The organism is Puerhibacterium puerhi (assembly GCF_009846865.1).
GTDB classification, from domain to species: Bacteria; Actinomycetota; Actinomycetes; order Actinomycetales; family Cellulomonadaceae; genus Puerhibacterium; species Puerhibacterium puerhi.
On the sequence record NZ_WUWN01000092.1, the window covers coordinates 1 to 1125 of the forward strand.

A 1125-nucleotide genomic window follows, 5' to 3' on the forward strand; every position below is an offset into this window, starting at 1 on the left:
GCCGCGCTGCACCGCGTCGGCGCGGAGCCGGGGCTCGCCACGCGGCTGCGCGAGCGCGGCGCGGGCGTGGCGGCGCGCTGCGCGTGGTCGGCGGTGGCGCAGGCGCAGCACGCGCTGTACGCGGACGTGCTGCGCGACGCCCGGGGTGCCGGCGGCACGGAGGCGGTGCCGGCCCCCGCCGTGGAGGCGGGCGGGGCGGCGTCGGACCGGACGGCGACGGACCGGACGGCGACGGACGGGGCGGGGCTCGAGCCGCCCGAGGTGATCGTGGTCGCCTACGGCACGCCCGACCTGCTGCGGCGCGCGCTGGAGCCGCTCGCGGGCAAGCTCGAGACCACGGTGGTCGACAACTCCTCCTCGCCGGCGGTGCGGCAGGTCGCGGAGCTGGCGGGCGCCCGCTACCTCGACCCGGGCCGCAACGGCGGCTTCGCCGCGGGCGTCAACCACGGCCTCGCTCACCGCCGCCACCCGGGCCGGGACGTGCTGCTGCTCAACCCGGACGCCGTCGTCGCCGCCGAGGACGTGCTCGCGCTGCAGCGGGCCCTGCACGCCCGCCCGCGGGCCGCGAGCGCCGGGCCGGCGCAGGTGGACGCCGCGGGCGTCCCGGCCCGGGTCGAGTGGCCGTTCCCCTCCCCCGCCGCCGCGTGGCGCGAGGCCCTGGGCCTGGACGCGCTGGCGCGCCTGGCCCGGCGGCCCCTCCGGGCGCCGGCGACGGCGACAGCGGCGGCGACAGCGGCGGCGACAGCGGCGGCGACCGCGCCGGCCGGCGCGCGCGGCACGTACGTCGTGGGGTCCGTGCTGCTGCTGCGCGCCGACGCCCTCGCCGATGTCGGCGGGCTGGACGAGCGGTACTTCCTCTACGCCGAGGAGACCGACTGGGCCTACCGCGCGCACCGGCGCGGCTGGGAGCACGTGCTGGTGCACGAGGTCGTGGCCACCCACGTGGGCGCGGCGACCAGCACCGACGAGGTGCGGCGCGAGACCTGGGTCCGCGCCTCGCAGGAGCGCTACTTCCGCACCCACTTCGGCGCCGCCGGGTGGGCCGCGGCCCGCGCCGCGGGCGTCGTCGGGGCGGGCCTGCGCGCCGTCGTCGGGCCGGACCGCGCCGCGGCGCGCCGCCGGCTG

General features: G+C 81.4%; 1 protein-coding gene. It reads left to right on the forward strand.

Annotation, left to right across the window (positions count from 1 at the left end; all coding sequences use genetic code 11):
- A partial coding sequence (locus GSF02_RS18445) for a glycosyltransferase (RefSeq protein ID WP_159798820.1) occupies nucleotides 1-1125 on the forward strand: 1125 nt, incomplete at both ends.